This is a genomic window from Mesorhizobium sp. M7A.F.Ca.US.005.03.1.1 (assembly GCF_003997975.1).
Taxonomy (GTDB): domain Bacteria; phylum Pseudomonadota; class Alphaproteobacteria; order Rhizobiales; family Rhizobiaceae; genus Mesorhizobium; species Mesorhizobium ciceri.
This window is the reverse complement of the sequence record NZ_RZRO01000056.1, coordinates 1-26,735: the sequence shown is the minus strand read 5'-3', so window position 1 is coordinate 26,735 and position 26,735 is coordinate 1. Positions and strand designations below refer to the sequence as shown.

Below are 26,735 nucleotides of genomic sequence, written 5' to 3'. Positions count from 1 at the left end.
CGGTAGAAAGGGGGCGTCGCTCGCATTCATTCCTCTTTCGCGGGGCGGCGAAGCCGCAGGATGAGCACGGCGGCGAGCGCGGCGGCAAGCCCGTACCAGGTGACGGCATATTGCAGATGGCTGTTCGGCAGATCGATGATGGTGACGCCGCCAACCGGCAATCCGCCTGGATTTGGCGTCTTGTCTGCGTCGATGAAGATCGGCACCAGCGTGAACCCAGCCGGCAGGCCCGCGCTCGCCGCCATGACGTCGCGGTCCTTCCAGTAGAAGATGTTCTTCGCCACATCGTTGTCGGGCAGCATCATCGACGGCTTTGCTGGCAGGGGGTTGCGAGCGAGCCCCGTGACCGTCACTCTGCCGGTCACCTGTCCCTTGGCGCGCTTGGCGGCGTCCTTCAGATCGTAAGGCACGAAGCCGCGATTGATCAGGACGAAGCGGCCGTCGTCGAGCGCCAGCGGCGTGTAGACATTGAAGCCGGCATCACCCTCCCAGGTCGCGTAAAAATGCCGTTCGCCTTGATGCAGGAACGTCCCGGTGACGGCGACGGGCGTATAATCGACGTCCCCGGTGGCTGCGAATTCTTTCTCGACCTCGGCCAGCGGCCGCGGCGCTGAATGAGTGCGCTGGTCGATGGTCTGCAGAAGGCCTTCCTTCCAATAAAGGCGCTGCACCTGCCAGGTGCCGAGCGCCAGCAGGATCAGGAACAGCACAAGGCCTAGGGCGAGCAGCAATGCCGTCCTAGGCCGCGATCGGCCATCGGCTTTAACGGTTGCCTCGCTCATTCGCCGCGATCCAACCGGCCTTCGGCCGCCTTGTTGCGGTATTGCAGCGTCAGCAGCACGCCTTTGATCAGCCGCAGCGCCGCCAGGCACAGCACGACAGCCAGCGGAATCCAGACCAGCAGATGCAACCAGAGCGGCGGGCTAAGCGTGACTTCAACCCAGAGCGCCAGGCCGACGATAAGGAAGCCTATGATCAGGATGACGAACACCGCCGGCCCGTCGCCGGCATCGGCGTAGGAATAATCGAGGCCGCAATTGACGCAGCGCTTGCCGACAGTGAGGAAGCCGGAGAACAACCGCCCCTCGCCGCAGCGCGGGCAGCGGCCATGCAGGCCGGCCGAGATCGGATCGATCGGCGGCCAGATCGCTCTGTCTTCACTCATAGGAGCGTCGTCGCTCATTGCTTACCGCTCGATTTCGATCGGTGTGCCATCGGCCACCAGCGCCCAGATTTCGTCCATGTCGGAGTCCGTAACCGCAATGCAGCCGTCGGTCCAGTCGACCAATTGAAGCAGCCAGCCCCACCAGCCATAACCATTCGGCTGGCCGTGGATCATGATCATGCCGCCCGCGCCGACATTGCGCGCCTTGGCGGCGGCCTCATCGTCGGCATTGGGGTACGAAATATGGATCGATTTATGCGCGATGCTGTTCGGGTTGCGCCAGTCGAGGACATAGTTCCCCTCGGGCGTGCGTTGATCGCCCTCCTGGTGCTTGTGCCCGACGGGATCGCCGCCGAGCGCGATGCCGTAGTTTCGCAGGACCTTGCCGTCGCCGATCAGTTCCAGCCGGCGTTCGGCCTTGTGAACACGCACCAGGCCCACCTTCTCGCCGGCAAAGGCCGGGAGTGCCCCGATCATCAATGCGCAAATAGCCCGGAAGATTGTCAGTCGCATTGGCTATCGATCAGCGATCATTGCGCCAAAAAGAAGAAGGCGGCCACGTTGCCGCGGCCGCCTCCAGAAATGAAAATCCCTCAGGCCTGGATCAGTGGCCCTCGATCACCGCGCCGACCGATCCCCAGACGTAGATCGAGGCGAACAGGAACAGCCAGACCACGTCGACGAAGTGCCAGTACCAGGCGGCCGCCTCGAAGCCGAAATGCTGCTTGGGGGTGAAATCACCCTTCATCGCCCGGATCAGGCAGACCAACAGGAAGATGGTGCCGATGATGACGTGGAAACCGTGGAAGCCGGTCGCCATGAAGAAGGTGGCGCCATAGATGGAATCCTTGAAAGCGAACGGAGCGTGCATGTATTCGTAGGCCTGCACCATGGTGAACAGCATGCCGAGGCCGACGGTCAGCACCAGGCCGTTGATCAGCCCCTTGCGGTCGCCGTGAAGAAGCGAATGGTGCGCCCAGGTCACCGTGGTGCCCGACAGCAGCAGGATGACGGTGTTGTAGAGCGGCAAATGGAAGGGATCGAGAACCTCCATGCCCTTCGGCGGCCAGACGCCACCAGTAAATGTGGCGCGCGCGTAGTTCTGTGCCTCACCGGCAAAAAGGCTGGCATCGAAATAGGCCCAGAACCAGGCAACGAAGAACATCACCTCCGAGGCGATGAACATGATCATGCCATAGCGCAGGTGCAGCGACACGACCCGCGTATGATGACCCTCATGCGCTTCCTTGATCGTGTCCGACCACCAGGCGAACATGGTGTAGAGGACGATCACGAGGCCGATGAAGAACAGCCACGGATTGGCGATGTTGAAGCCGAAGATCGGGAACGACCCGCCCTTCAGATATTCCATCAGGGCGACACCGCCAAAGGCCATGACGAGCGCCCCTACCGAGCCTAGGAAAGGCCATGGGCTCGGGTCGACGAGATGATAGTCATGCTGTGGTTTTGCGTGCGCGTCTGCCATATCAACCCCCGAGATTTGCTTCGGTATTCGAAATTGTCTTGCTGTTGCCATCGGTCGGCGCCGAGGAGGCGACCGGCTTGGTCTTCTCGACCGGGAACATCGTGTAGGACAGCGTGATCGTCTTCACGTCCTTGAGCTCCGGCACATTGACGATGTCGGGGTCCACGTAGAACAGGACCGGCATGTCCAGCGTCTCGCCGGGCTTCAGCGTCGTGTCGGTGAAGCAGAAGCACTCGACCTTGTTGAAATAAGGTCCCGCCAGCTCAGGCTGCACGTTGAAGGTGGCGCGGCCGGTCACGGGACGATCGAACTTGTTGGTAGCCTGGTAGTGCGCCTGCACGGTCTCGCCGATCTTCATCGTCATCGAGCGCTGGACCGGCTGGAACTCCCATGGCACGCCGGCGACGTTGGCATCGAAGCGGACGGTGATCTCGCGGTCGAGCACGCGGCCGGCATACTGCTTCTCGGCACGTTGCGTCGTGCCGCCATAGCCGGTCGCCTGGCAAAACATCTTGTAGAGCGGCACCGCGGCATAGGCCATGCCGATCATGCCGGTGAAGAAGGCGAGGCAGACAGCCGCGACGATGACGTTGCTGTTCTTGCCCGCCGCTTTCCTGGACTTCTCGACGCTCATCACATCGTGCCCAGATTGTGGCCGAACTTCACGATCGTCGCGATGTAGAAAATGACCACCAGCAGCGCCAGCGCCACGCCGATGGCGATGGAACGGCTGCGCTGCGCCTTCTTCTGACGCTCGGTCAACGTGACGGTCTCGAGCTTTTCCTCGATCATGGTCATGCTCCACCCATGGCAAGCGCGCGTTCGACAACGCTGTCGGCCAGATAGGCAGCGAAGATGGCGAAGAGATAAAGCAGCGAATAGGCGAACAGGGCCTTGGCCGGTTTCATGACGCGGTCATCGTCGGCCATGCCAAGCACTTTCCACGCGTACCAGGCAAAACCGATCCCGAGCAGCAGGGCGGCCACGCCATAGAAGGGCGTGGTGTAGCCGAGCAGCCACGGCAGCACGCCTACCGGGGCCAGCACCAGGGCATAGGCGAAGATCTGGCGGCGGGTCGAAGCGTGGCCGGCGACGTTGGGCATCATCGGAATGCCGGCCTTGGCATAGTCCTCGGACTTGAACAGCGCCAGCGCCCAGAAATGCGGCGGCGTCCACAGGAAGATGATCAGGAACAAGACAACGCTTTCGAGGCTGACCGTCCCGGTCACCGCGGCCCAGCCGATCACGGGCGGAATGGCACCGGCGGCCCCGCCGATGACGATGTTCTGCGGCGTCCAGCGCTTCAGCCACATCGTGTAGACGACGGCGTAGAAGAAGATGGTGAAGGCCAGCAGCGTCGCCGCCAGCCAGTTGACCAGCACGCCGAGCGTCATCACCGACAGCACCGACAGCACCAGCCCGAAGGTCAGCGCTTCGTGCGGCTGGATGCGACCGGCCGGGACCGGGCGGCTGGCGGTCCTGGTCATCACGGCATCGATGTCGGCATCGTACCACATGTTGAGCGCGCCGGAGGCGCCAGCACCTATCGCAATAGCCAGGATGGCGATCACCGCCAGCAGAGGGTTGATGGTCACGGGGGCGGCGACCAGGCCGACAAAGGCGGTGAACACCACCAGCGACATGACGCGCGGCTTCAGCAGCGCGAAGAAATCGCCCGCCGTCGCTTCCGACATGCGAAAGCCCGCTTCGTCAATCAATGGGTCGTCGACAAGGGCCATGCGTACTTAAGTCCATCATCCGTTGGCCAAAACCGCCGGCGGACCGGCGGTTTCGTATTCGAGCGGGCAGCCGCCTTACTTGATCTTCGGCAGCTGTTCCCACTGGTGGAAGGGCGGCGGCGAAGGCAGCTGCCATTCGAGCGTCGTTGCGCCCTCGCCCCATGGGTTGGCGCCGGCGATCCGCTTCTTCTGGAAGGCCTCGAACACGCCATAGAGGAAGATCAGGACGCCGACGGCCGAGATGTAGGAGCCGATGGACGACACATAGTTCCAGCCGGCAAACGCATCGGGGTAGTCGATGGTGCGGCGCGGCATGCCGGCGAGACCGAGGAAGTGCTGCGGGAAGAAGATCAGGTTCACGCCGACGAAGGTGACCCAGAAGTGGGTGTTGGCGATGACGGGCGAATACATGTAGCCGGTCATCTTCGGGAACCAGTAGTACCAGCCGGCGAAGATGGCGAACACCGCGCCCAGCGACAGCACGTAGTGGAAGTGGGCGATGACGAAATAGGTGTCATGCAGCGAGCGGTCGAGGCCGGCATTGGCCAGCTGGACGCCGGTGACGCCGCCGATGGTGAACAGGAAGATGAAGCCCAGCGCCCACAGCATCGGCGTCTTGAACGAGATCGACCCGCCCCACATCGTCGCGATCCAGGAGAAGATCTTCACGCCTGTCGGCACCGCGATGACCATGGTGGCGAAGACGAAGTAGCGCTGCGTGTCGAGCGACAGGCCGGTCGTGTACATGTGGTGCGCCCAGACGATGAAGCCGACGGCGCCGATCGCCACCATGGCGTAGGCCATGCCGAGGTAACCGAACACCGGCTTCCTCGAGAAGGTCGAGATGACGTGGCTGATGATGCCGAAGCCCGGCAGGATCAGGATGTACACTTCAGGGTGACCGAAGAACCAGAACAGGTGCTGGAACAGGATCGGGTCGCCGCCGCCATCGGGCGCAAAGAAGGTGGTGCCGAAATTGCGGTCGGTGAGCAGCATGGTGATGCCGCCGGCCAGAACCGGCAATGACAGCAGGAGCAGGAAGGCGGTGATCAGCACCGACCAGGCAAACAGCGGCATCTTGTGCAGCGTCATGCCAGGCGCGCGCATGTTGAAGATGGTGGTGATGAAGTTGATGGCGCCGAGGATCGACGAGGCACCGGCAATGTGGATCGACAGGATCGCCAGATCCATGGCCGGCCCGGGCTGGCCCGAAGTCGACAATGGCGGATAAAGCGTCCAGCCGCCACCGACGCCATAGGCACCCGGTGCGCTCGGCATGAACATCGAGGTGAGCAGCAGGATGAAGGCCGGCGGCAGCAGCCAGAAGGAGATGTTGTTCATGCGCGGGAACGCCATGTCGGGCGCGCCGATCATGATCGGGACCATCCAGTTGGCGAAACCGCCGATCAGCGCCGGCATGACCATGAAGAAGATCATGATCAGGGCGTGCGCGGTGGCGAAGGCATTGTACATGCTCTTGCCGCCGTCGATCGCGGCGTCACCGTTCATGCCGTAGACCATCTGCGCCAGACCGCTGAAGATCTGGATGCCAGGCTCCTGCAGCTCCATGCGGATGGCGACCGACAAGGCGCCGCCGATGATGCCGGCCATGATCGCGAAGATCAGGTAGAGCGTGCCGATGTCCTTGTGGTTGGTCGAATAAACCCAGCGCACCCAGCCGTGATAAGGCTTGTGGTCGTGCCCGTCGTGAGCTGCAGCGTCTGCCATGTTCCGCTCCGTTCCCTAAATCTTGCTAACCCGCGGCATCAGTTGCCGGCGGCCGCTACCTTGTTCTGGCCGTCGACCTCGGCCATCAGCGTCTTGTTGGCGCCGGGCAGATCGGTCTTGGCTGCCGCCAGCCAGGTCTTGAACTGCGCATCGGAGACGACGCGGATGGCGATCGGCATGAAGGCATGGTCCTTGCCGCAGAGCTGCGAGCACTGGCCGTAAAAAATACCTTCCTTCTCCGCCTTGAACCAGGTCTCGTTGGTGCGACCCGGAACGGCGTCGATCTTGATGCCGAACGACGGCATGGCGAAGGAGTGGATCACGTCGGTCGCGGTGACGAGCACGCGGGTCATGGTGTTGACCGGCACGACCAGCTCGTTGTCGACGGCCAGCAGGCGCGGGTAGACCTTGCGGTCCTCCTTGCCGGCAGCGGCGCGTTCGGCGTCCTGGAGGATCGCGGAGTTGAAAGAGAGCGTGTTGTCGGTCTGGTACTCGTAGTCCCAGTTCCACTGGTTGCCGGTCGCCTTGACGGTCAGCTTTGCTTCTTCCGGCGGCGTGTATTGCGCGGTCAGCAACTGGAACGAGGGGATAGCGATGAGGAGCAGGATGACGACAGGTCCGATCGTCCAGATCAACTCGATCCACGTGTTGTGGCTGGTCTTGGACGGAACCGGGTTGGCGCTCGCGCGGAATCTGATGATGCAATAGGCGAGAAGAATCAGCACCAGGATGGTGATCGGGACGATGAACCACATCGTGTAGTTCCCGAACCACTCGATCTGCCGCATCATGTCGGTCGCCGGCGCCTGGAAGGTTGTCTCCCAGTTCTTGGGCTGGTCGGCATGGGCGGATGCGCCGGCGAAAAACGTGATAGCGGCACAAGCACTTAGAAACTTGGCACTTGCTGGAACCTTGGCGTTTGCCAGGAAATTTCTCATCGCCCTCATCGTCTCCCAGTTCCTCGCTGTGGTACCCACGAGAATAACGAACAATGCCGGGACGGGAATCCCGACAGTTTCAAGCTGGTTCAAACCATACTCTTTTTCCCTCCGCAAGAAAGGAGCGGACGAAACCGTGCGGCATTTTTGCGCGCAAGCCCGGATGTGCCTTTGGAGGCAGCCGCGGCAGCCCCGAATCGCCTACATTGAACCCACAGCGGCATTCCCGCGGGCCGCACGTGCCGAACGTCGCAATTCGGGCGAAATTGGCAGGGAAAAGCGCCGTATTGGCTTTTTCGGGGCAGACCTGGTGCGGTCTCGTCCTTTACTTGGCTTTGGCGCGGCTTAAAGTGCCGTGATTCGCAATGGAGCCGTCATGAATTACTGGCTTTCGAGAAACTCTCGGTTTTCGAGAAACTGGGCGAAGGTCATCTTTTTCGCCGCCCTGTCTGGCATCGGCTTGTCCGCGATCGTGTCCGGCACGGCGAACGCCGCGCAACCGAGCGGTACCGTTCGCTCGACGCATGGCGCATGGTCGATCATCTGCGACACGCCGGCCGGTGCCACCTCGGAACAATGCGTGATGATGCAGAACGTCGTCGCCGAGGACCGTCCGGAGATGGGACTGTCGGTCGTCGTGCTGCGCACCGCCGACAACAAGGCGGAGATCCTGCGCGTTCTGGCGCCGCTCGGCGTGCTTTTGCCCAACGGGCTTGGCCTCAATGTCGACGGCAAGGACATCGGTCGCGCCTATTTCGTGCGCTGTTTCCAGGACGGCTGCTATGCCGAGGTTATCCTCGAAAAGCCGCTTCTCGACACGCTGAAGACCGGCACGTCGGCCACCTTCATTGTCTTCCAGACCCCGGAAGAAGGCATCGGCATCCCGGTCGACCTCAAGGGTTTTGCCGACGGCTTCGCCGCCCTCCCCTGAAAGCCCGGCGACATCACCGGCTTCATCAACCAGAAGTGACGTCGACGGTCTGCTGGCAAACCGCTTTTGTCTTCACAATGCGGCTGAGCGATTGTCTCGGCGCACCTTCGCGCCTACATCGTGGCAAAGACCCATTCCTCCTGTGAACGGACGCGCCATGAACAGCCTGATCGGCCAATTCGACATTTCAGACGATCGCATCAAGCAGATCGTCGCCGAAACCATCAACGGCGCCGATGACGGCGAGCTGTTCCTCGAATACAGCGAGAGCGAAGCGCTGATGTTCGACAATGGCCGGCTGAAGACCGCCAACTTCAACACCGACCAAGGGTTTGGCCTGCGCGCGGTTGCCGGCGAAGCCAGCGGCTATGCCCATTCCAGCGATCTCTCCGAAGCTTCGCTGCTGCGCGCGGCCGATGCCGTTTCGACCGTCAAGGGCGGCTATTCCGGCACGCTTGCCGCCGCACCCGCCCGCACCAACCGCCATCTCTATGGCGAAGAGAACCCGATCCCCTCGCCCTCCTTCGAGGCCAAGGCAAAGCTCCTGCAGGAAATCGACGCCTGGCTGCGCGCCGAGGACCCACGCGTGCGGCAGGTTTCGGCATCGCTCGCCGCATCCTGGCAGCATGTCGAGATCGTGCGCGCCGACGGCCAAATGGTGCGCGACATCCGCCCGCTGGTCCGCGTCAACGTCTCCGTCGTTGTCGGCAATGGCGACCGCCAGGAGAGCGGCTCCTACGGCATGGGCGGCCGCAAGGCGTTTGGCGAATTCCTGGTCGAGGACAGTTGGAAGCACGCCGCCAAGGAGGCGCTCAGGCAAGCCCTGGTCAATCTCGAGGCGATACCGGCGCCGGCCGGCACTTTCGACATCGTCTTGTCCAGCGGCTGGCCGGGCGTCATGCTGCACGAGGCCGTCGGCCATGGGCTGGAAGGCGATTTCAACCGCAAGAAGACCTCGGCCTTCGCCGGACTGCTCGGCCAGCAGGTCGCCGCCAAGGGGGTGACCGTCGTCGACGACGGCACGATGCCCGAGCGGCGCGGCTCGCTGACAGTCGACGACGAAGGCACGCCTTCAGCCCGCAATGTGCTGATCGAGGACGGCAAGCTGGTCGGCTACATGCAGGATCGCCAGAACGCCCGGCTGATGGGCATGAAGGCAACCGGCAACGGCCGCCGCGAAGGCTACGCACACCAGCCGATGCCGCGCATGACCAACACCTATATGACGGCGGGCGACATGGAGCCGGACGAAATCATCGCCTCGGTCAAGAACGGCATCTATGCCGTCTCCTTCGGTGGCGGCCAGGTCGACATCACCTCGGGCAAATTCGTGTTCGGCTGCACCGAGGCCTACATGATCGAGAACGGCAAGGTGACGCAGCCGATCAAGGGCGCGATGCTGATAGGCAACGGTCCGGACGCCATGCATCGCGTCTCGATGATCGGCAACGACATGAAGCTCGACACCGGCATCGGCATGTGCGGCAAGGCCGGACAGGGCGTGCCGGTCGGCGTCGGCCAGCCGCATCTGCGCATGAACCAGATGACGGTGGGCGGCACGCGGGTCTGAGCGAACGGCCCAACTGGCCGGGCCGTTATGCCTTGCCGATAGACCGGCGCGAAGTCGTGTAGAGAATCAGGAAGGCGATGACGCCACCGATCGCATATTTGAACCAAGCACTCAGGTAGTCGACGGTCCCGTCATGGCCGGAGACATACAGCGCAGCTGCGACAAACGTCATGGCCGCGATGCCAAGTGCGTAGGACGGCAATAGCCCGGTTCGAGCGATCTTTCGCAAAATCCAGGCGACGAGCGCACCCGAGAGCGCCATATGAGAGCTGCGCCGGCGCTTACGGTTATGCGGCGCCTGACATCGCGCTGCGGACATTTGGCGGGCTCCCAACAGTAGAGGTCGCGACAGCGCGGTGGTGTCGTCCGCACTCGACCTCGCGAAGAAGGGAATGGATTTCGCAGATGCTCTGCATCTGGGGAAATCAGCTCATGGCGCTGGCTTTGCAACCTTTGATCGTAATTTCCTCAAGGCTGCAAAGACGGCGGGATATGACAGCTTGCAGGAAGCATGACAAAGGTCCGTCGCTGGCGCCCTGATGGTCGAGTCAGACCGAATGCGCCCGCTGATGCTTGCGTTTTCCAGTTTGAATTCCCCGGCTGCACCTTGAAGTAAACACAATCGGCATTAGGAAATTGTTAGGTGTTTAACTGCCTGGGCTGCCGTTTCCGCACGAACGCAGTGCCGGCCTTCTGGTTGCGGTGGTGTTGGCAATGCGGCGTTCCCCCGGCGTCCTGACCTCCTCTTTCCTGCTTGGCTTCGTTTCGTTGATTGGCGCGACATGGTTGCAAGCCAGTCCGGCGGCGGCACAGTCGACATTGTTCAAGTCGCGATCGACGCAATCTGCCGCAGTTGGTGGAAGCACCAGCGTCCCCTACGGTTGGGTCGATTTCTGCCATCGCCGGCCAAAGGAGTGCAAGGTGCCCGCTCTGCCGGCGGCGAATGTCAAGCTGACCGCGCAGAACCTACGCATCCTCAAGCGGATAAATCACAAGGCGAACAGCGCCATCAAACCCGTCAGCAATTTCGATCACTGGGGTACGATGGCGGATCACTGGGACTATCCGGTGGACGGCAAGGGCGACTGCAAGATCTACGCGCTCTACAAGCGCAAGCTTCTTCTGGCAGCGGGATTCCCCCGGCAAGCGTTGCTGATGACCGTGGTGCGCGACCTGGACAATGAAGGCCACACCATTCTGACGGTGAAAACCGACAAGGGCGATCTTGTCCTGGACAATCTGGTCAATGAGATCAGGCCCTGGAACGCGACGGGCTATTACTTCGTGAAACGCCAGTCGCAGCAGAACCCAAACACCTGGGTGTCGATCAACCAACGCGGCGGCACGTCGAAACGACTGTCGCCAAGTTCGTAGGGCCGAAGCCTCCAGGCTATCGCCGCTTCTTCGGCTTCTCCAGCAGTGCCACCGCTTCGACATGCGGCGACCACAGGAACTGGTCGATCGGCGTCACGCTCTTCAAGGCGTAGCCGCCGTCGATGAGGATGCGCAGGTCGCGAGCCAGCGTCACCGGATTGCAGGACACCGCAGCAACGTAGGGAACATCCGAGCGGGCGATCTGCTTCGACTGGTCCTCGGCGCCGGCGCGCGGCGGGTCGAACACCACACCGTCGAACGCATTCAACTCCTTGAACGTCAGCGGCCGGCGGAACAGGTCGCGGCGTTCGCCCGTCACCCGCTTCAAGCCGGTGGCGAAGCGCGATCCACGGTCGAGCGCTGAAAGCGCTGCCGCATCGCCTTCCACCGCATGGACTTCCGACTTCGCGGCCAGGCGCAGAGCAAAGCTACCGCAACCGGCGAAAAGATCCGCCACCTTCTTGGCACGCTTCAGATGTCCGCCGACGATGTCGGCCATCGCCTGTTCGGCGGCCTCGGTTGCCTGCAGGAACGCGCCCGGGGGCAAGGCGACAGCGACGCTGCCGAACATGACCACCGGCTTTTTCGGCTCGATAATGATTTCGTCATCGATGGACAGCCTGGCAAAGCCCTGCGCCATGACGAAGTTAGCCGCGATCCGGCGCTGGTGCTCCCCGAGCTTGCCGGATTCGTGAACCGCGACATCGAGCCCCGAACCGGTCACGGTGACCGCCAGCCGGAACGATTTGGTGGTTGCGCAGACCAATTCGGCGAGCGCCCTCAAGCGATCGAGGGCGGCAACGATCTCCGGCAGCGAGATCGGGCATTCCGATATGGCGACGATCTCCGGCGACAGATGGCGATGGAAGCCGAGCAGCATGCCTGTCTCGGTGCGCCGGGCGGCAAGCACGACACGGCGGCGCGTCTGCGGTGCGCAGGCGACCAGGTCACCGATCTCGCAATCGATGCCCTTGCCCTTCAGGGTGTGCGCCACTTTTTCGCGCTTCCACCGGCGATAGGCTTCGGCTTCGAAATGCTGGAGCGCGCAACCGCCGCATTCGGTGAAGTGGCGGCAGGCGGGATCGATGCGCAGCGGCGATGCTTCCAGCACCGCCATCAGCATGGCGCGATCCCTTTCGCGCGCGGCGGTGACCGTTTCACCGGGCAGTGTGAAGGGAATGAACAGATCGCCTGTCTCGGTCTCGGCGACACCGTCGCCCTGGGCGCCAAGTTTCCTGATGCTGAAGCGCGCGCTCATCGGTCCTTGATCCCACAGAGCAGGAATTCGCGATTGCCGTCGCCGCCATCGATCGGCGACAGATGCAGCCCCAGCGAGCGCCAGCCGGGAACGGAGTCCAGCCAATCCTGCAGCAGGCCGGCGACACGGGCGGCGTCGAAGGGATCCTTCAACAGACCACCCTTGCCGATCGCTTCCCTGCCGGCCTCGAATTGCGGCTTGACCAGAAACATGGCCTTTGCGCCAGCCTTGGCCAGGCCAAGGGCCGGCGGCAGCGCCAGTTTCAGCGAGATGAAGCTGACGTCGGAGACGATGAAATCCGGAATACGCCCGCCGAGATCGGTGACGGCGAGGTCGCGGGCGTTCAGCCCTTCGATCACCGTCACACGCGGGTCGCCGCCGATATCAGGATGCATCTGGCCATGACCGACATCGACGGCGGTGACATGGGCCACGCCGCGCTCGAGCAACACCTGTGTGAAGCCGCCGGTCGAGGCGCCGATGTCGAGCGCTTCACGGCCGGCAGGATCGAGGCCGAAATGATCGAGCCCGCCGATCAGCTTGAGTGCCGCGCGCGACACATAGCCTTGCGCCGGATCATCGATGGCAACGTGACATTGCGGCAAAACGCTCTGGCCGGGCTTGCGCGCAATGACGCCGTCGACGGTCACAGTGCCGCGCTCGACCGCATCGCGGGCACGTGAGCGGCTGGCAAACAGCCCGCGCTGGACGAGCAGGTCGTCGAGCCGCTGGCGTGCGCTGGCTGGCAGAGGCGAATTCATCGGCCTTCATGGCGAAAGCCGACGACGATGGCAAGAGCGCCACATGGAAGCATTTCGTCTCCCGTTCCCATCATCACGCTCAGCATCTTGCACGGCGACGATGGTGAGGCGTTCCGTCCCGCCGACCATCCTTATGAATACCCATGCGTTACGCCCGTTGAGACGGATGACGCCGAAGCATGAGGTCTCACCGCCTGCGGGTAAATACCAACAATCTAGAAAGCCTCATGATTTCTTAACCAATTTTCATCGCATTTGCTTGAGGACTTCAATGTTATGACCGCGACGACGGGAAAACCCGGATGGAGAGGCGGCAACTTTGGAAATGGCCAGCGACATCGTCTACAAGGTTCTTGACCGGATTTCCGGCGCCGGCCTGCTGGCGACCGGACTTCTGTTGCTGACTGCTTTGGCCAGTGCCCTGGTCGCCTATTGGCGCACGGTCGAGAAAAAGAGCTGGAAAGAGTTCTTCGAGTTCGCGGTCCCGCATGAGGTCATCACGCATCCTTCGGCGAAAGCCGACCTTTTGTTCTGGGTGACGCGGAAGGCGCTGATGCCATTCCTCATGCTGCCCGCCGGCGTCGTCTTCGTCAGCGCCGTCGGCTATGCGACGAACTGGTTGCTCTCCACGCTGCTGGCAATCCAGCCGCCTCTGATCGAGGGGCCGGCGGGGCCTGTGACGGTGACGATCTTCACCCTCACCATGCTGCTTGCCTACGACATTTCGTACTATCTCTATCATGTCGCCCAGCACCGCTACCCGGTGCTCTGGGAACTGCACAAGGTGCACCATTCGGCCGAGGTGATGGTCGGCATCACCAAGGATCGCGTCCACCCGCTCGACGAATTGATGAACCGGGCCTGGGACGGCGTCATTCCCGGCATCTGCTTCGGCATCTGGTCGCTGGTGTCGCTGAACCTGGTTGAACTGACGGTCTTCGGCGTCAACGTCTACATCATACGCAACATCCTGATGATGGATTTCGTCAGGCACACGCATTTCAAGATCTCGTTTGGGCCGTTGAACAATCTGATCCTGTGCCCACACTGGCATCAGTTGCACCACAGCACCGACCCGCGCCATTACGACAAGAACTTCGGGCTGCTCTTCTCGTTTTGGGATCGGCTCTTCGGAACTCTGTGCGTTCCGAGACCCGACGAGGACTTCAAGTTCGGTTTGATCGAACGCAACGTGCGCGACTACCAGTCGCTCGCAGGCCTCTATGTCATGCCGCTGCAGCGGATGTGGCGGCAGATCGCCAGACATTTCCGCGCCGACAAGCCCGAGCCACAGCAATCGCCGCAGGGGGGCAAGCCATGAACGGACCGGCCGTGTTCCGGATGCAGCAAGCGCACCGGATCGAAATTGCAACCTCGCCAGAGCGACTGGCAGAAATCGCGCCCGCCTGGGCAGCGCTCTGGCAACGCGCCGGCGGCCTCGTTTTCCAGCATCCCGACTGGATCTCGGCCTGGTGGCACACCACACCGCATCAGGACCGCCGCGGCCTCAGGATCGGCCTGGTCTGGAGCGGCGAGCGCCTCGAGGCGGTCATTGCGCTCGCGACCTTCTGGCGCTCGGGCATCCGTATGCTGGAATGGGCGGCGAAGGATCACTGCGACTATGGCGATGTCCTGCTTGCTCCCGATGCAGAGCCACAGATCCTGCCGCAACTCTGGCAACATATCCTCGACGATGGCGGCTTCGATCTTGCGTATCTCAATCGGCTGTTGCCCGATGCTCGATTCCGGACCCTGCTTGGTCCCGCCGCCCCAGGCCAGGGCAGCATTTTGCAGCCGAGCCACCGCAGCGAGGTCAGCTACCGAGTTTCCAGCGCCGGACAACGCGGCGCACAATGGTTTGAAAGCCAGTCGAAGAAAACCCGGCAAAACTATCGCCGTGGTTACAAATTCATGGAGGAAGGCGGCGCGCTGCGTTTCCGCCTGATGGATGCGCACGAAGCCCGCGAGCCGGTGCTGGAACGCGTCGCGGCGCTGAAGCGGCTATGGCTCGCAAAACACGGCCGCGTCTCGGACCTGTTCGACGAAGGTTCCCCCGCGCTGCCGGCACTGATCTCGGTTCTGGCCGGGCTTGGGTTGCTGCGCATTTTCGTGCTCGAACGCGAAGACGAGATCATCGCCATATCGATCAATTTCGAGCAGCATGGAACGATGATGGCTTTCGTCACCACCTATGATCCGGCCTTCGAACGGGCCTCGCCGGGCATGGTCTTGATGATGGATTACATCCAGTGGTCGTTCGACAGGGGCTTGACCACGATCGATTTTCTCTGCGGCGGCGAGGATTTCAAGCGCCGCTTTGCGACGCATTCGGTGATCTTGTCGTCAGTGGTGGGTGGACGAAACCTGCGCGGACGCCTTGCCGCCTTGGCAGACCGCGCCCGCCACGCGGCGCAATCCTGGCGCCCCGAGAAACCGGCGCAACAAGCGGAGCTGGTGGCGGCGGAGTAGCAGTGCCGACGCCTTTAGATCACCCGCACAGCGGCAAAGCACGATGAAACGATCGGGCAATCCCGATCAGGGCTTGCTGGTCTCTAGCTCAGAATACGCTTCGCGAAACCGGGCGCTCGACGGCCGGAGACAACCCATCCGCACGCCCTCCCGACGCTTGCTCGCGTGAAGGCTCGATGGCAACCGCAGGTGCGGGAACGGGGGCCGGCAGAACCACCAGTTGCGGCACCTGCTTGAAGGAAAAGCCGCCGCGGATGTCGCCCATCTTGCCGGCGACGATGCCCATGGCCGCCTTTTCGAGGCTGCGATCATAGCGCGTTTCGGCTGTGGCCGGCGCGACGATGACGGCGCAAAGCGCTGCGCCGCACAGAAGCGTTTTCATTGTTGCTGTCTCCCTGCCTGATCACGATCTAGCAGGGCGCCGTTGAAAAACGGCCAAGAGACACGGTAAGCAAAGCGCCAAACGGCAGCGTAAACAACGCGTTAAGAACGTTGGCCGGCAAACTGATTCAAGTCACTGAGACTTTGATTCAGGCGCGCTGGGCGCGAACCGTATGCCCGAGCGCGACGAACACGGTGCGCACGATGCCGGCAGCATCGAGCCCGGCATCGGCATACATCTTTTCCGGCTTGGCGTGGTCGGTAAACACGTCGGGCAGCACCAGCGGGCGCACCTTCAGGCCGCTTTCCAGCAGGCCTTCATGGGCGAGGAACTGCAGCACATGGCTGGCGAAGCCGCCGACGGCGCCCTCCTCCACCGTCACCAGAACCTCATGCGAGCGGGCCAGCCGCCGGATCAGATCCTCGTCGAGCGGCTTGGCGAAACGGGCGTCGGCGACCGTGGTGGAAAGCCCGGCAGCCCCTAGCTCCTCGGCGGCGATCAGGCAATCCTGCAGCCGTGTGCCGAAGGACAGCAATGCTACCTTGGTGCCCTCCCTGACGATGCGGCCCTTGCCGATTTCGAGCACGGAGCCACGCTCCGGCATGTCGACGCCAACGCCATTGCCGCGCGGATAGCGAAAGGCGATCGGGCCGTCATCATAGCTTGCCGCGGTGCGTACCATGTGGCGCAGCTCCGCCTCGTCGGCCGCCGCCATCACCACGAAGCCCGGCAGTGTCGCCAGGAAGGTGGTGTCGAAGGCGCCGCAATGGGTGGCGCCATCGGCGCCGACGAAGCCGGCGCGGTCGATGGGAAAGCGCACCGGTAATTTCTGGATGGCGACGTCGTGGACGACCTGGTCGTAGGCGCGCTGCAGGAAGGTGGAATAGATGGCCGCGAACGGCTTGTAGCCTTCGGTGGCGAGGCCGGCGGCGAAGGTCACCGCGTGCTGTTCGGCGATGCCGACATCGAAGGTCCTCGACGGGAACGCTTCGCCGAACAGGTCGAGGCCGGTACCGCTCGGCATGGCTGCGGTGACGGCGACGATGCGGTCGTCCTCGCGGCCCTCCTGGACCAGGCTTTCGGCGAACACCTTGGTGTAGGCCGGTGCGTTGGCCGGCGCCTTGGCCTGCGCGCCGGTGATGACGTCGAACTTGTTGACGCCGTGATATTTGTCGGCGGCGGCTTCCGCCGGCGCATAGCCCTTGCCCTTCTGGGTGACGACATGGATGAGCACCGGGCCTTCGCCATTGTCTCGGACATTTTTCAGGACCGGGATCAGATGTTCCAGATTGTGGCCGTCGATCGGGCCGATGTGATAGAAGCCGAGTTCCTCGAACAGCGTGCCGCCGGTGACGTAGCCACGTGCATGCTCGACCGCCCTTGTGATCGCACGATCCGCGCGCTTGCCGAGATAAGACGTCAGTTTTTTGCCGAAATCGCGCAGGCCGATATAGGCCTTGCCGGAGGCCAGCCGCGCCAGATAGGCGCTCATGGCGCCGGTTGGCGGCGCGATCGACATGTCGTTGTCGTTGAGAATGACGATCAGCCGTGCATCGAGTGCGCCGGCATTGTTCATCGCCTCGTAGGCCATGCCGGCAGACATGGCGCCGTCGCCGATGACGGCGATGACATTGTTGCGGCCGCCGGAGAGATCGCGGGCCGCGGCCATGCCGAGGCCGGCCGATATCGATGTCGAGGAGTGGGCAGCGCCGAAGGGATCGTACTCGCTCTCGGCGCGGCGGGTGAAGCCGGACAGGCCGCCTTCCTGGCGCAGCGTGCGGATACGGTCGCGGCGGCCGGTCAGGATCTTGTGCGGATAGGCCTGGTGGCCGACATCCCAGATCAGCCGATCATCGGGGGTGTTGAAGACATAGTGCAGCGCCACTGTCAGCTCGACCACGCCAAGGCCGGCGCCCAGATGACCACCCGTGCGGGATACCGCGTCGACCAGCTCGGCGCGAAGCTCGGACGCCAGTTGCGGCAGCTCACTCTCGGCAAGCGTGCGCAGGTCGGCCGGGATGCGGGTCTTGTCGAGAAGCGGCGTATGCGGCGTTGCGTTCACGGTGCTCAGGCTTTCGGTTGATGGGCGAAATAGGCCGCCGGCCGGCGAAAGTAAATGCGTGTCAGTGACGCGGATCAGACTGTGGTCTTTTGCTTCTATGCAGGTCGTTTCCCCAAAACCGGGCCACTTTGGGCGACAGGCATCAGCTTTCCGGCAGCGGAATGAACTCTTCCTCGTCTCCTGGAACGATGTCGAAGCGGCCTGTCTTCCATTCCTCTTTCGCCTGTTCGATACGCTCTTTCGACGACGAGACGAAATTCCACCAGATGTAACGCTTCGAACCAAGAGAGGCGCCGCCGAACAGCATGAAATGCGCCCCGGTCTGCGACGACACGACGATCTCGTCACCGGGACGGAAGACCAGCAGCCGTTCGGCTGGGAACACATCGCCCGAAATCGAGACCTCGCCTTCCAGCGTGTAAATGGCGCGCTCTTCCGCATCGGCAGGGATTTTCACGCTGGCGCCGGGCGCCAGGCGCAGGTCGGCGTAGAGCGTCTCCGAATCGGCCCTGACCGGGGACCGTAATCCTTGGAAATCGCCGATGATGAGGCGCCCGTTGACGCCTTCGGCATCAATCTCGGGAAGCCTGAGCGCTCCTGTGTTCTCGAACACAGGAGCCACCTCTTCCTTGTCGTCCGGCAGCGCCAGCCATGTCTGCAGGCCGGATATCGACATCGGCGCGCCACGCAGTTCCTCCGGCGTACGCTCCGAATGGACGATGCCGCGGCCGGCGGTCATCAAATTCACGTCGCCGGGCTGAATGACCATTTCGGTGCCGAGGGAGTCGCGGTGCCGGATCTTGCCGTCGAACAGATAGGTGACCGTCGACAGTCCGATATGCGGATGCGGACGGACGTCCAGCGCCTGGCCGGCCCGCAGGATCGCGGGACCCATGCGGTCGAAGAAGATGAACGGACCGACCAACCGCCTTTTTGCCGTTGGCAGGGCACGGCGCACCTGAAAACCACCGATGTCCTTGGCGTTCGGAACGACCATCAATTCGATCTGATCGCTGGCGAACGCATCGCCCACCTCAGGGTCTTTCCCGGGGAAGAAGCTCATGGACTCTCCTTGTCGGTGGTCGAAGGCCGCCTGGCCGCATCAGGCAAAGCGGATGGCCGCCTTTGCCCGCAGCTTGGCCGCCACCTCTTCGCGATTGCGCGGATGCTGATGGGTTTCCAGGGAATCGAGCAGTTCGCGCGCCGAGGCCGCGATGGCGTCGACGGCATGATCGAAGGCGTGCTGGTTCTGCTTCGAGGGTCGCGTCGTTCCGCTCAGCTTGCGGACGAACTGAAGGGCCGCGTCGCGCACCTCGTCATTGGTTGCCGGCGGATCAAAATTGAACAGGGTCTTGATGTTTCTGCACATCGCTTCCGTATCTCCTCTTGTCCTTGAGCTGTTTCAATCGGAACGAGTTATAGCCTCGATCATGATCATGTCCAAAAACCGGTGAGGCGAGGCCATCGTTCGGACCGGCCTCAATCCGCGTCGAGCGGCTCCGTTCCAACCGGCTTGCCGTCGCGCGACAGCCTGATCTTCTCGACCTTGTCCTCGGCGGCCTTCAGCAGCCGGTCGCAATGCGCCTTCAGCGCCTCGCCACGTTCATAGATCCTGATCGACTGGTCGAGCGGCACGTCGCCACGCTCCAGATCATCGACGATCTTCTCCAGCGCATCGAGTGCCTGCTCGAAGCTCATCGCCTTGACGTCTTCGTTGGTCTCACCAGCCATCATTCATCCTTTCATCAGTCGCCCGACATGGGCGGCGACCGAAAATGCCAATCCCTGCAGATCGTAGCCGCCCTCGAGCAGGCTTACGAGCCGGTTGCCGCTGTGGCGTGCCGCGCGCTGCATCAACTGGCCGGTCGCCCAGTCGAAATCATCCTCGGTCAGATTGATCTCGGCCAGCGGATCGCGGTGGTGCGCGTCGAACCCGGCCGAAATGATGATCAGGTCGGGCGCGAAATTGTCGAGCGCGGGCAGGACGCGCGACAGGAAGGCATCGCGAAACACTTCGCTGCCGGTCTGCGGCGCCAGCGGTGCGTTGACGATATTGCCGGCGCCCGTTTCGGTCTTCGCTCCGGTGCCGGGATAAAGCGGCATCTGGTGTGTCGAGCAATAGAGCACCGAGGGATCGTCCCAGAAAATATCCTGCGTGCCATTGCCGTGATGCACGTCCCAGTCGACGATGGCAACGCGCTCGACACCGTGTTTCTTCTGCGCATAACGCGCCGCGATCGCCGCCGTGTTGAACAGGCAGAAGCCCATGGCCGTGGTCTTTTCGGCATGATGGCCGGGCGGCCGGGCGGCGACGAAGACGTTGTCGGCGCGGCCCGAAAAGACATCATCGACGGCGGCGTTGGCGGCGCCGATCGCGGTGATCGCCGCTTGCCAGCTCTTCGGACTGGCAGTGGTGTCGGCATCGATGCGGGCAATCCCCTCGTCGGGGATGGCGGCGCGCACGCGGGCGACGAAATCGGCGGGATGCGCGTAGAGGATGGTGGCCTCGTCGCCTTCCGGCGCCTGGATACGATCGAGCGCGGCAAAGGCTTCCTCATCGAGCACGCGCTCGATGGCGCGCAGGCGGTCGGGCCGCTCGGGATGTCCGGGCGGCGTGAGATGCTCGAGGAAGATCGGATGCGTGTAGAGACGGGTGGTCATCGTCCTAATCTAGTGACCCCGATCGACAAAGGCCATGCACGGGCGGCCGATGACTGGGGAAAATCGCGCCTGCGTCCATTCGTGTCGCCGCAGGCATTGGCCCCGCCGGCGCTTCGGCGTAAAGTCCTTGGTACTGCCTGGTGCCCGCCGCAAGCGGGAGAATCGGGAACACGGTTGAATTCCGTGGCGTGCCCAACGCTGTGAGGGGGACCGCGCCGGTAAATGCCACTGTCGATGACGGGAAGGCACCGGACGCGGGTTGATCCCAAGCCAGAAGACCGGCCTGGCAGGCATCGTCATCCGCATGGTCGGGCGGGTGGCATCAGAGCGACGTGCGTCCATTTGGACGCACAGCGTACGCTCTGACCGTTTTGAATCTGCAATCGCAAGGGGACAAGCGATGCCGGAACATATGACCGCTGCCATTGACGATGGATTCGACCAGAATGCGCGCGATGCGGTCTATCGCGCCATGTTCACGCGGCGCGACGTGCGCAGCCATTTCCTGCCCAACGCGATCGATGACGACGTGCTGGCGCGGCTGCTGCTTGCCGCCCATCACGCGCCATCGGTCGGCTTCATGCAGCCATGGAATTTCATTGTCATTCGCGATGCCGGACGACGAGCGGAGGTGCGCGACCTGTTCCTGGCCGCGCGCGAGCAGGAACTGCCGGCGATCGAGGCGGAAAAACAGGCGCTGTACCGCAAGCTCAAGCTGGAAGGCATCTGCGAAAGCGCGCTCAACATCTGCATCACTTGCGACCGGCAGCGCTCGAAGGGTTCGCCGCTGGGACGCTGGCACAATCCGGAGATGGATCTCTACAGCACCGTCTGCGCGGTGCAGAATTTCTGGCTGGCCGCGCGTGCCGAGGGCGTTGGCGTCGGCTGGGTGAGCATCATCGAGGCTGAGGCGCTGAAGCGGCTGTTGGCCATTCCGGATCACGTAACGCCAATCGCCTATCTCTGCGTCGGCCGTGTTTCCGAGTTCGCTTCCAAACCGGACCTTGAAACGCATGGTTGGGGACGGCGGCTGCCGCTGCCGGAACTGATCATGAGCGAGACGTTTTCCGGGCAAGGCGAGGCACAGCTCAAGTCCACCGTGGCGCGCCTCAACACCGTTTCTGCCTCACCAGACACCACCTGCCCGGCCGATCAGGGTGTGGCGCCGGCCGTACCCCAGCGCGAACCGCCGAAGGAGGCGAGCGCCTTGTCCTTGAGCTCCCTGAACTTCGACGACGCCTCGGCCAACCGGGCGTCCCAGGCCGGATCCGGCACCTGGCCCGCGATGGTCTTGAAATAGACCTGCATCAGGCAAGCGATGGCGAAAGGCTCGATGAAGGCCGCCTTGAACGCCCAGGCGAAGACGATGGCGAGCACGAAGGCCCAGCCGGCGAGCTGGCCGGGCATCAGGAACAGAATGGCGCCGGCAGGCGCCAGCATCATCAGAAAGATGACGAACGACACGCCCCACATGATGACCGCCAGCCAGACGGCGTTCTTGACCATGACCTTGCCGTTCTGGGCATAGAGCACGACGCCTTGGCGCGCCGTCTCGAAGGGTGAGGCTGAATTGATGCGGATGTTGTAGCCGAGGATGATCTCGTCGACATAGGTCAGCGACAGGCGGATCACCGTGTTGATGAAGGAGACCAGGCCGCTCAGGCCCGGTATCGGCAGGAAGGCGGCGATACCGCCGAGCAGGCCGGTGATGGCGCGGATGGCACCCTTGACGAGTTGGTCGACGACGAAAAGGATATTGGCCTCGGCAAAACGCTGGGTGACGACATCCCTGGCGTAGGCGATCTGGTCCTGACCGCCGGGAATGTCGCGGCCGTCGATCAGATGAACCATGACGGCGATGTGGCCGGCCTTGACGATATAGAGGATGTATTCACGGATCCAGTAGACCGCGATCGAGACGATGCCAAACCCGACCACGCCGCCCCACAGGGCAAAGGACATGGGCCCGTCGGGATCGGTGGAGATATGGCCGACACCATAGCCGACCGAGGCACCGGTGCCGGTCGCCATGATGTAGGCCAGCGTGATGCCGAAATAGACGATCATACGAAAGACGATGAACGGCCAGGTCCGCATCATGATGGACACCGACCGGCCGATCTCGAAATCCCACATGTGCCCCGAATCTCCGCCTCAGAGATGGTGGAAGAGGATGAACTCAACCCGACGATTGTCAATTGCCGGCCCTGGCACCACAGGGCGACGAATTCTGGGCAACGGTTTTCTTTCGCAGCCTTTCGCCGGCGCATTGTCTGACGGAGCATCAAACGAAAAACCCGCCTGTGCGGCGGGTCACCGGCGCAAATCAGCACCATGGACGAATATGTACCTTAGCTGAGGGCAGGTGTCGAGAAAAAATTCCTATCGGGAACAGCTGCCGGCACGAAAAGCTCCGGTGGGAACTTCAATTCGACTGCGGATCCGGCTTCTTGAGCAGGCCTTCGAGCAGTTGCTTGAACGCCGTCACCACCTTCTTGGACGTCGCTTCGGGGTCGTCCGAATTGGCGATCCGTTGCGCTGCCTGGCTGCTCGCTCCGTTGATCAGTCGCGAGGCCGTCTCGGGGTCGAGGCTCGAGACAACGACCCCCTCCTCCTGCAGCGCGGTCAGATGGTCGGTCATTGACACGATGCACGCACTGGCATTCGGCCATTGCGCTGGATCCCCCAGCACGGCCGGGCCATCCCGGAACATGATGCGCTGGATTTCCGGCTCCAGCGCCATCTCGATATAGGTCGAGCACTCGTCGACGAAATGCTGCCAGCGGGTCGGCGCTCTCGACGCGACCTCATTGATGCGCGCCGCCATCTCGCCGTCGATCTGGGCTATGACCGCCTGCAGCAGCCCCTTCTTGTCGCCGAAATGATGATAGAGCGCGCCGCGCGTCAGCCCGGCCGAAGCGGTGAAATCATCCATCGAGGCTTCCGCATAGCCTGTTGTGCCGAAGGCATGGCGGGCCGCCGCGATCAGCTTTGCGCGCGTCTCGGCGATCATCTCCTTGCGGGGTCTGTGCATGGCTTCTGGCCCTATTCACATACGTAACGTATGCCAATTGACATACGCGGCGTATGCTCTATTTAACAAGCATACGCTTCGTATGTAATTGCCGAATCGTCCTTTGTCGAGGAACCACCCATGCAAAATCCCTATTCGGAAATCTTTCGTGCCCCCGGAGCCAAGGGCTTTGCGGCCGCCGGATTCATGGCGCGCCTGCCGATCGCCATGGCGCCCATCGGCATCGTGGCGATGCTGTCGCAGACGCGTGGCGAATACTGGCTGGCCGGAGCCGTCTCGGCAACATACGCGCTGGCCAACGCTTTCGTTGCGCCGCAGATATCCAGACTGGTGGACCGCCTGGGCCAGACACGGATCGTCGTGCCCACCACCATCATCGCGGTGCTGGCTTTCGCCGTCCTGATAGCGGCGGCCAACCAGGACTGGCCGGTGTGGACGCTGTTCGTGTCGGCCCTACTGGCCGCGGCCATGCCAAGCATGCCGGCGATGGTGCGGGCGCGCTGGACAGAGATTTTCCGCGGACGGCCGCAGATGAACACCGCATTCGCCTTCGAGTCCGCGGCCGATGAACTGGTCTATATCGCCGGGGCATCGCTATCGGTCGGTCTCAGTGCTGCCCTGTTCCCGGAAGCCGGCGTTCTGGTGAGCACATTATTTCTCGCATTCGGATCAGCGGCCTTCATCCTGCAACGCTCGACGGAGCCGCAAGTGCGGCCGGTGGACCATGGCTCAAGCGGCTCGGCGATCCGCCTGCGGCCGGTTCAGATCATCACCTTCGCCCTGATCTTCATCGGCGCGACCTTCGCGACGACGGAAGTCAGCACCGTGGCGATCACCAAGGAGCTTGGCCAGCCCGGCGCCGCCAGCCTTGTCATCGGCGTTTATGCGCTGGGATCGTTCGTGCTCGGTATCATCGTCGGCGCGCTCAGCCTGAAGGCGCCGCTGCAACGCCAGCTCGCCATCGCAGTCGCCCTCGTCGCGCTCGGCACGCTGTTGCCGCTCACCGCCGACACCGTGCCACTGCTGGCGCTGACTGTGTTCATCAGCGGCGTGGCGATTTCGCCGACCTTCATCACCGCCTTCGGCCTGATCGAGCGGCATGTGCCGGAGGCGATGCTGACCGAAGGCATTACCTGGGTCATGACCGGCATCGGCATCGGCATGGCGCTCGGCTCGTTCGCGGCCGGCGCGGTGGTCGATGCGTTCGGTGCCCAGAACGGGTTCTGGGTCTCTGTGGCTTCAGGCACGATCGCGCTGGCCACGGTGCTGCTTGGCCAGCGCAGCCTTGCCACGGCTGAGTGCGAGATGGACGGATGCGAAGCAGCCGCGATTGCTGCGGAATAGTTCCGGCGCGCCCGGGCCTTAGGCCGGGCGCGCCGCTCTAGGCGGCCGGGCCTGAAATATTGACTCTTCTTGGGTGCGCCAATGCCAAAACTATCGTTGGCGCCCCGTGCAGCATCACCTCTTTTTCGAAGACGAAGCCACATTTCTCCAGCACCCGTCGCGAAGCCGGATTGGCGGGGCGGACGATGCCGACAACCCGATCGGCACGCAAGGGGCCGAACGCGGTGCGCAGTGCTTCCATCACCGATTCCGTGGCATAGCCATGTCCCCAGCTCGCCGGATGAAGATGATAGGACAGGTTCAGACCGTCGAAATCCGCCGATACCGTGACGCCGCCGAAGCCGACCAGCTTTTCATCCGCCTCGACCGCCCAGCGGCCAAAGCCGTGCTTGTCCCAATGACCGATGTCGCGCGTCAGCCGCGCGGCGCTCTGCTGGGCTGTATCCGGGACAGGGTCCGGACGATGAGCAACAAGCTCCCGGCGCGAAAAGAGGTCGATCAGGAAATCCAGATCAGCCTCTCTTCTGGGCGGCGCAGCAAAAGCCGTTCGCTGCGCTGGCTGGTAGGCAGAGACGCATTCATCCGTCTTCTCCGGCAACCGGATCGACGGGAGGCTCAGAGGATCTCGGTCTTGGCGATGTGGATGCCAAAACCTTCGAGGCCGACATAGTGGCGTTCGCGCGAGGCGATCAGGTTGATCGAGGAGATGCCGAGATCCTTGAGTATCTGGGCGCCTAGCCCGATCTCGCGCCACTCGTTTTCACGGCGGCGCGCCTCTTCGTGATCCTCGCGGTCGCCGCTTGCCGGCCGCTTGCGCTCCTGATGCGCAACGCCGACGGAGCCTTCTCTGAGATAGACGATGACACCGCGCCTGCGCTCGCCCATTGTCTTAATGATGGCGTCGAGCCGGTGGCTGGTGCCGAAGACATCGGTCACCACATCCTCGGAATGCAGACGCACCGGCACGTCCTCGCCGTCACGAATGTCGCCGAAGACGATGGCGACGTGATGCATGGAGTCCCACGGCAGCGTGTAGGTGAAGACCTGTGCCTTGCCGCCGAGCGTGTCGATTTCCGAGCAGGCGACGCGTTCGACCAGCGTTTCCTTGCGCTGCCGGTAGGCGATGAGGTCGGCGACCGAAACCTGCTTGAGGCCATGCTCCTCGGCGAAAGCCTGCACCTGCGGACCGCGCTTGACGGTGCCGTCATCATTGACCAGCTCGGAAATGACACCGACCGGCGGCAGGCCGGCGAGCTTGCACAGATCGACCGCTGCTTCGGTATGGCCTGAGCGCATCAGCACGCCGCCTTCGCGCGCAATCAGCGGAAAGATGTGGCCGGGCCGGACGAAATCCGAGCCACCGACATTGCCGTTGGCAAGATTGCGAACGGTCAAAGTGCGATCTTCGGCCGAGATGCCGGTCGTGGTGCCATGCTTGAAATCGACACTGACGGTGAAAGCGGTGGTGTGGGCGGAATCGTTGTCGGCGACCATGGGGGCAAGGTTCAGCCGCTTGGCTTCTTCGCGCGGCATCGGCGTACAGACGATGCCGGAGGTGTGGCGAACGATGAACGCCATCTTTTCGGGCGTGCAGTGGACAGCGGCGACGATCAGGTCGCCCTCGTTCTCGCGCCCGTCATCATCCATGACGACGACGATCTCGCCGCGTTCGAAAGCACGCAGGGCTTCGACGATTTTCTTCTGGTCGTAAGGCATAAGTGCTCGCTTTGCTCGCAGGGGAATAAGGGAGTAGGGCAGTAAGGGAGTAGGGAAAAGCAAAAAGATTTGGCCGGCCGGGCTAAGAGCGCAACATATTCCCCTATTCCCCTATTC

28 protein-coding genes, 2 pseudogenes and 1 riboswitch are annotated in these 26,735 nt (G+C 62.8%); of the genes and pseudogenes, 8 read left to right on the top strand and 22 right to left on the bottom strand.

Annotation, left to right across the window (positions count from 1 at the left end):
• Window positions 1-26: 26 nt before the first annotated feature.
• From EN990_RS21850 to coxB, 9 genes are all read right to left on the bottom strand, one after another.
• Complete coding sequence (locus EN990_RS21850; RefSeq protein ID WP_164766140.1) at window positions 27-782, bottom strand: SURF1 family protein; 756 nt, start codon at window positions 780-782, stop codon at window positions 27-29.
• Window positions 779-1,165 carry a DUF983 domain-containing protein gene (locus EN990_RS21845; protein WP_024503617.1) on the bottom strand — a complete coding sequence of 129 codons (387 nt, stop codon included), beginning with the start codon at window positions 1,163-1,165 and terminating at the stop codon, window positions 779-781. The genes EN990_RS21850 and EN990_RS21845 overlap by 4 nt, the downstream gene beginning before the upstream one ends.
• A gap of 21 nt (window positions 1,166-1,186) precedes the next feature.
• A complete protein-coding gene (locus EN990_RS21840; protein ID WP_245268567.1) occupies window positions 1,187-1,642 on the bottom strand; it encodes a L,D-transpeptidase family protein in 456 nt (151 codons plus the stop codon).
• Window positions 1,643-1,769: 127 nt separating this feature from the next.
• Window positions 1,770-2,651 carry a cytochrome c oxidase subunit 3 gene (locus EN990_RS21835; RefSeq protein ID WP_024503615.1) on the bottom strand — a complete coding sequence of 294 codons (882 nt, stop codon included), beginning with the start codon at window positions 2,649-2,651 and terminating at the stop codon, window positions 1,770-1,772.
• Window position 2,652: 1 nt separating this feature from the next.
• Window positions 2,653-3,285: a cytochrome c oxidase assembly protein gene (locus EN990_RS21830; RefSeq protein WP_127369542.1), complete on the bottom strand. Its 633-nt coding sequence runs from the start codon at window positions 3,283-3,285 to the stop codon at window positions 2,653-2,655.
• Window positions 3,285-3,443, bottom strand: a complete 159-nt coding sequence (locus EN990_RS21825; RefSeq protein ID WP_013532777.1) for a hypothetical protein — start codon at window positions 3,441-3,443, stop codon at window positions 3,285-3,287. The genes EN990_RS21830 and EN990_RS21825 overlap by 1 nt, the downstream gene beginning before the upstream one ends.
• 2 nt (window positions 3,444-3,445) lie before the next feature.
• Entirely contained in the window at window positions 3,446-4,390 is a 945-nt protein-coding gene (locus EN990_RS21820; protein ID WP_013532778.1) for a heme o synthase, read from the bottom strand.
• A gap of 75 nt (window positions 4,391-4,465) precedes the next feature.
• Window positions 4,466-6,118 carry a cytochrome c oxidase subunit I gene (gene ctaD / locus EN990_RS21815; RefSeq protein ID WP_013532779.1) on the bottom strand — a complete coding sequence of 551 codons (1,653 nt, stop codon included), beginning with the start codon at window positions 6,116-6,118 and terminating at the stop codon, window positions 4,466-4,468.
• A gap of 38 nt (window positions 6,119-6,156) precedes the next feature.
• Window positions 6,157-7,173, bottom strand: a complete 1,017-nt coding sequence (gene coxB / locus EN990_RS21810) for a cytochrome c oxidase subunit II (protein WP_032809847.1) — start codon at window positions 7,171-7,173, stop codon at window positions 6,157-6,159.
• 259 nt (window positions 7,174-7,432) lie between these two features.
• Here coxB and EN990_RS21805 point away from each other — a divergent pair, with 259 nt between their 5' ends.
• Window positions 7,433-7,987 carry an invasion associated locus B family protein gene (locus tag EN990_RS21805; protein ID WP_013532781.1) on the top strand — a complete coding sequence of 185 codons (555 nt, stop codon included), beginning with the start codon at window positions 7,433-7,435 and terminating at the stop codon, window positions 7,985-7,987.
• 157 nt (window positions 7,988-8,144) lie between these two features.
• A complete protein-coding gene (gene tldD / locus EN990_RS21800) occupies window positions 8,145-9,557 on the top strand; it encodes a metalloprotease TldD (protein WP_024503610.1) in 1,413 nt (470 codons plus the stop codon).
• Between the two features lie 25 nt (window positions 9,558-9,582).
• Here tldD and EN990_RS21795 read toward each other — a convergent pair whose 3' ends face one another.
• Window positions 9,583-9,876 (bottom strand): hypothetical protein, encoded by a 294-nt coding sequence (locus tag EN990_RS21795; RefSeq protein WP_245460953.1) that lies wholly within the window; start codon window positions 9,874-9,876, stop codon window positions 9,583-9,585.
• A gap of 73 nt (window positions 9,877-9,949) precedes the next feature.
• Between EN990_RS21795 and EN990_RS36710 the strand changes: the two genes are divergently transcribed.
• Together EN990_RS36710 and EN990_RS21785 are read left to right on the top strand one after the other, a co-directional pair.
• Window positions 9,950-10,072, top strand: a complete 123-nt coding sequence (locus EN990_RS36710) for a hypothetical protein (protein WP_281039798.1) — start codon at window positions 9,950-9,952, stop codon at window positions 10,070-10,072.
• A gap of 199 nt (window positions 10,073-10,271) precedes the next feature.
• Entirely contained in the window at window positions 10,272-10,931 is a 660-nt protein-coding gene (locus tag EN990_RS21785) for a transglutaminase-like cysteine peptidase (protein ID WP_164766139.1), read from the top strand.
• A gap of 16 nt (window positions 10,932-10,947) precedes the next feature.
• Here EN990_RS21785 and EN990_RS21780 read toward each other — a convergent pair whose 3' ends face one another.
• Window positions 10,948-12,189, bottom strand: a complete 1,242-nt coding sequence (locus tag EN990_RS21780) for a class I SAM-dependent RNA methyltransferase (RefSeq protein WP_127368843.1) — start codon at window positions 12,187-12,189, stop codon at window positions 10,948-10,950.
• Window positions 12,186-12,950, bottom strand: coding sequence for a TlyA family RNA methyltransferase (locus EN990_RS21775; RefSeq protein WP_127368844.1), 765 nt, complete (start codon window positions 12,948-12,950; stop codon window positions 12,186-12,188). The genes EN990_RS21780 and EN990_RS21775 overlap by 4 nt, the downstream gene beginning before the upstream one ends.
• A 325-nt stretch (window positions 12,951-13,275) precedes the next feature.
• Here EN990_RS21775 and EN990_RS21770 point away from each other — a divergent pair, with 325 nt between their 5' ends.
• Both EN990_RS21770 and EN990_RS21765 read left to right on the top strand, forming a co-directional pair.
• Window positions 13,276-14,271: a sterol desaturase family protein gene (locus EN990_RS21770; RefSeq protein ID WP_032809851.1), complete on the top strand. Its 996-nt coding sequence runs from the start codon at window positions 13,276-13,278 to the stop codon at window positions 14,269-14,271.
• Window positions 14,268-15,419, top strand: coding sequence for a GNAT family N-acetyltransferase (locus EN990_RS21765; RefSeq protein WP_013532787.1), 1,152 nt, complete (start codon window positions 14,268-14,270; stop codon window positions 15,417-15,419). The genes EN990_RS21770 and EN990_RS21765 overlap by 4 nt, the downstream gene beginning before the upstream one ends.
• Before the next feature lie 88 nt (window positions 15,420-15,507).
• Here EN990_RS21765 and EN990_RS21760 read toward each other — a convergent pair whose 3' ends face one another.
• The 6 genes from EN990_RS21760 to EN990_RS21735 all read right to left on the bottom strand — a co-directional run bounded on the left by EN990_RS21760 (window position 15,508) and on the right by EN990_RS21735 (window position 20,524).
• Window positions 15,508-15,801 carry a hypothetical protein gene (locus EN990_RS21760; RefSeq protein ID WP_024503606.1) on the bottom strand — a complete coding sequence of 98 codons (294 nt, stop codon included), beginning with the start codon at window positions 15,799-15,801 and terminating at the stop codon, window positions 15,508-15,510.
• A gap of 148 nt (window positions 15,802-15,949) precedes the next feature.
• Complete coding sequence (gene dxs, locus EN990_RS21755) at window positions 15,950-17,863, bottom strand: 1-deoxy-D-xylulose-5-phosphate synthase (RefSeq protein WP_127368845.1); 1,914 nt, start codon at window positions 17,861-17,863, stop codon at window positions 15,950-15,952.
• Between the two features lie 142 nt (window positions 17,864-18,005).
• Window positions 18,006-18,926 carry a pirin family protein gene (locus EN990_RS21750; RefSeq protein ID WP_127385448.1) on the bottom strand — a complete coding sequence of 307 codons (921 nt, stop codon included), beginning with the start codon at window positions 18,924-18,926 and terminating at the stop codon, window positions 18,006-18,008.
• 39 nt (window positions 18,927-18,965) lie between these two features.
• Window positions 18,966-19,232 carry a DUF2277 domain-containing protein gene (locus EN990_RS21745; protein ID WP_013532791.1) on the bottom strand — a complete coding sequence of 89 codons (267 nt, stop codon included), beginning with the start codon at window positions 19,230-19,232 and terminating at the stop codon, window positions 18,966-18,968.
• 110 nt (window positions 19,233-19,342) lie between these two features.
• Window positions 19,343-19,594: an exodeoxyribonuclease VII small subunit gene (locus EN990_RS21740; protein WP_013532792.1), complete on the bottom strand. Its 252-nt coding sequence runs from the start codon at window positions 19,592-19,594 to the stop codon at window positions 19,343-19,345.
• Window positions 19,595-19,597: 3 nt separating this feature from the next.
• Window positions 19,598-20,524, bottom strand: coding sequence for a histone deacetylase family protein (locus EN990_RS21735; RefSeq protein ID WP_024503603.1), 927 nt, complete (start codon window positions 20,522-20,524; stop codon window positions 19,598-19,600).
• Between the two features lie 121 nt (window positions 20,525-20,645).
• A riboswitch (cobalamin riboswitch) is annotated at window positions 20,646-20,826 on the top strand.
• 2 nt (window positions 20,827-20,828) lie between these two features.
• Between EN990_RS21735 and bluB the strand changes: the two are divergent.
• Window positions 20,829-21,554 (top strand): annotated as a pseudogene (gene bluB / locus EN990_RS36250) (5,6-dimethylbenzimidazole synthase); the annotation flags it as partial.
• Between the two features lie 122 nt (window positions 21,555-21,676).
• Here the strand turns inward: bluB and EN990_RS21725 are convergent.
• Both EN990_RS21725 and EN990_RS21720 read right to left on the bottom strand, forming a co-directional pair.
• Entirely contained in the window at window positions 21,677-22,660 is a 984-nt protein-coding gene (locus EN990_RS21725) for a hypothetical protein (RefSeq protein WP_063167669.1), read from the bottom strand.
• 289 nt (window positions 22,661-22,949) lie between these two features.
• Entirely contained in the window at window positions 22,950-23,558 is a 609-nt protein-coding gene (locus EN990_RS21720) for a TetR/AcrR family transcriptional regulator (protein WP_013532796.1), read from the bottom strand.
• Between the two features lie 120 nt (window positions 23,559-23,678).
• On the opposite strand from EN990_RS21720, the gene EN990_RS21715 reads away from it, so the two are divergent.
• Window positions 23,679-24,902, top strand: a complete 1,224-nt coding sequence (locus EN990_RS21715; protein ID WP_027164157.1) for an MFS transporter — start codon at window positions 23,679-23,681, stop codon at window positions 24,900-24,902.
• 37 nt (window positions 24,903-24,939) lie between these two features.
• On the opposite strand, the pseudogene EN990_RS21710 reads toward EN990_RS21715, so the two are convergent.
• Together EN990_RS21710 and ribB are read right to left on the bottom strand one after the other, a co-directional pair.
• A pseudogene (locus EN990_RS21710) lies at window positions 24,940-25,484 on the bottom strand (GNAT family protein).
• A gap of 33 nt (window positions 25,485-25,517) precedes the next feature.
• Window positions 25,518-26,618 (bottom strand): 3,4-dihydroxy-2-butanone-4-phosphate synthase, encoded by a 1,101-nt coding sequence (gene ribB, locus EN990_RS21705; protein WP_127370339.1) that lies wholly within the window; start codon window positions 26,616-26,618, stop codon window positions 25,518-25,520.
• Between the last annotated feature and the right edge of the window lie 117 nt (window positions 26,619-26,735).

Excerpts from the sequence above, each read along its gene's own strand:
- EN990_RS21850 (WP_164766140.1), bottom strand. The coding sequence starts at position 782 with ATGAGCGAGGCAACCGTTAAAGCCGATGGCCGATCGCGGCCTAGGACG.
- EN990_RS21845 (WP_024503617.1), bottom strand. The coding sequence starts at position 1,165 with ATGAGTGAAGACAGAGCGATCTGGCCGCCGATCGATCCGATCTCGGCC.
- EN990_RS21840 (WP_245268567.1), bottom strand. The coding sequence starts at position 1,642 with ATGATCGGGGCACTCCCGGCCTTTGCCGGCGAGAAGGTGGGCCTGGTG.
- EN990_RS21835 (WP_024503615.1), bottom strand. The coding sequence starts at position 2,651 with ATGGCAGACGCGCACGCAAAACCACAGCATGACTATCATCTCGTCGAC.
- EN990_RS21830 (WP_127369542.1), bottom strand. The coding sequence starts at position 3,285 with ATGAGCGTCGAGAAGTCCAGGAAAGCGGCGGGCAAGAACAGCAACGTC.
- EN990_RS21825 (WP_013532777.1), bottom strand. The coding sequence starts at position 3,443 with ATGATCGAGGAAAAGCTCGAGACCGTCACGTTGACCGAGCGTCAGAAG.
- EN990_RS21820 (WP_013532778.1), bottom strand. The coding sequence starts at position 4,390 with ATGGCCCTTGTCGACGACCCATTGATTGACGAAGCGGGCTTTCGCATG.
- ctaD (WP_013532779.1), bottom strand. The coding sequence starts at position 6,118 with ATGGCAGACGCTGCAGCTCACGACGGGCACGACCACAAGCCTTATCAC.
- EN990_RS21805 (WP_013532781.1), top strand. The coding sequence starts at position 7,433 with ATGAATTACTGGCTTTCGAGAAACTCTCGGTTTTCGAGAAACTGGGCG.
- tldD (WP_024503610.1), top strand. The coding sequence starts at position 8,145 with ATGAACAGCCTGATCGGCCAATTCGACATTTCAGACGATCGCATCAAG.
- EN990_RS21795 (WP_245460953.1), bottom strand. The coding sequence starts at position 9,876 with ATGTCCGCAGCGCGATGTCAGGCGCCGCATAACCGTAAGCGCCGGCGC.
- EN990_RS36710 (WP_281039798.1), top strand. The coding sequence starts at position 9,950 with ATGGATTTCGCAGATGCTCTGCATCTGGGGAAATCAGCTCATGGCGCT.
- EN990_RS21785 (WP_164766139.1), top strand. The coding sequence starts at position 10,272 with ATGCGGCGTTCCCCCGGCGTCCTGACCTCCTCTTTCCTGCTTGGCTTC.
- EN990_RS21780 (WP_127368843.1), bottom strand. The coding sequence starts at position 12,189 with ATGAGCGCGCGCTTCAGCATCAGGAAACTTGGCGCCCAGGGCGACGGT.
- EN990_RS21775 (WP_127368844.1), bottom strand. The coding sequence starts at position 12,950 with ATGAATTCGCCTCTGCCAGCCAGCGCACGCCAGCGGCTCGACGACCTG.
- EN990_RS21770 (WP_032809851.1), top strand. The coding sequence starts at position 13,276 with ATGGCCAGCGACATCGTCTACAAGGTTCTTGACCGGATTTCCGGCGCC.
- EN990_RS21765 (WP_013532787.1), top strand. The coding sequence starts at position 14,268 with ATGAACGGACCGGCCGTGTTCCGGATGCAGCAAGCGCACCGGATCGAA.
- EN990_RS21760 (WP_024503606.1), bottom strand. The coding sequence starts at position 15,801 with ATGAAAACGCTTCTGTGCGGCGCAGCGCTTTGCGCCGTCATCGTCGCG.
- EN990_RS21750 (WP_127385448.1), bottom strand. The coding sequence starts at position 18,926 with ATGAGCTTCTTCCCCGGGAAAGACCCTGAGGTGGGCGATGCGTTCGCC.
- EN990_RS21745 (WP_013532791.1), bottom strand. The coding sequence starts at position 19,232 with ATGTGCAGAAACATCAAGACCCTGTTCAATTTTGATCCGCCGGCAACC.
- EN990_RS21740 (WP_013532792.1), bottom strand. The coding sequence starts at position 19,594 with ATGGCTGGTGAGACCAACGAAGACGTCAAGGCGATGAGCTTCGAGCAG.
- EN990_RS21735 (WP_024503603.1), bottom strand. The coding sequence starts at position 20,524 with ATGACCACCCGTCTCTACACGCATCCGATCTTCCTCGAGCATCTCACG.
- EN990_RS21725 (WP_063167669.1), bottom strand. The coding sequence starts at position 22,660 with ATGTGGGATTTCGAGATCGGCCGGTCGGTGTCCATCATGATGCGGACC.
- EN990_RS21720 (WP_013532796.1), bottom strand. The coding sequence starts at position 23,558 with ATGCACAGACCCCGCAAGGAGATGATCGCCGAGACGCGCGCAAAGCTG.
- EN990_RS21715 (WP_027164157.1), top strand. The coding sequence starts at position 23,679 with ATGCAAAATCCCTATTCGGAAATCTTTCGTGCCCCCGGAGCCAAGGGC.
- ribB (WP_127370339.1), bottom strand. The coding sequence starts at position 26,618 with ATGCCTTACGACCAGAAGAAAATCGTCGAAGCCCTGCGTGCTTTCGAA.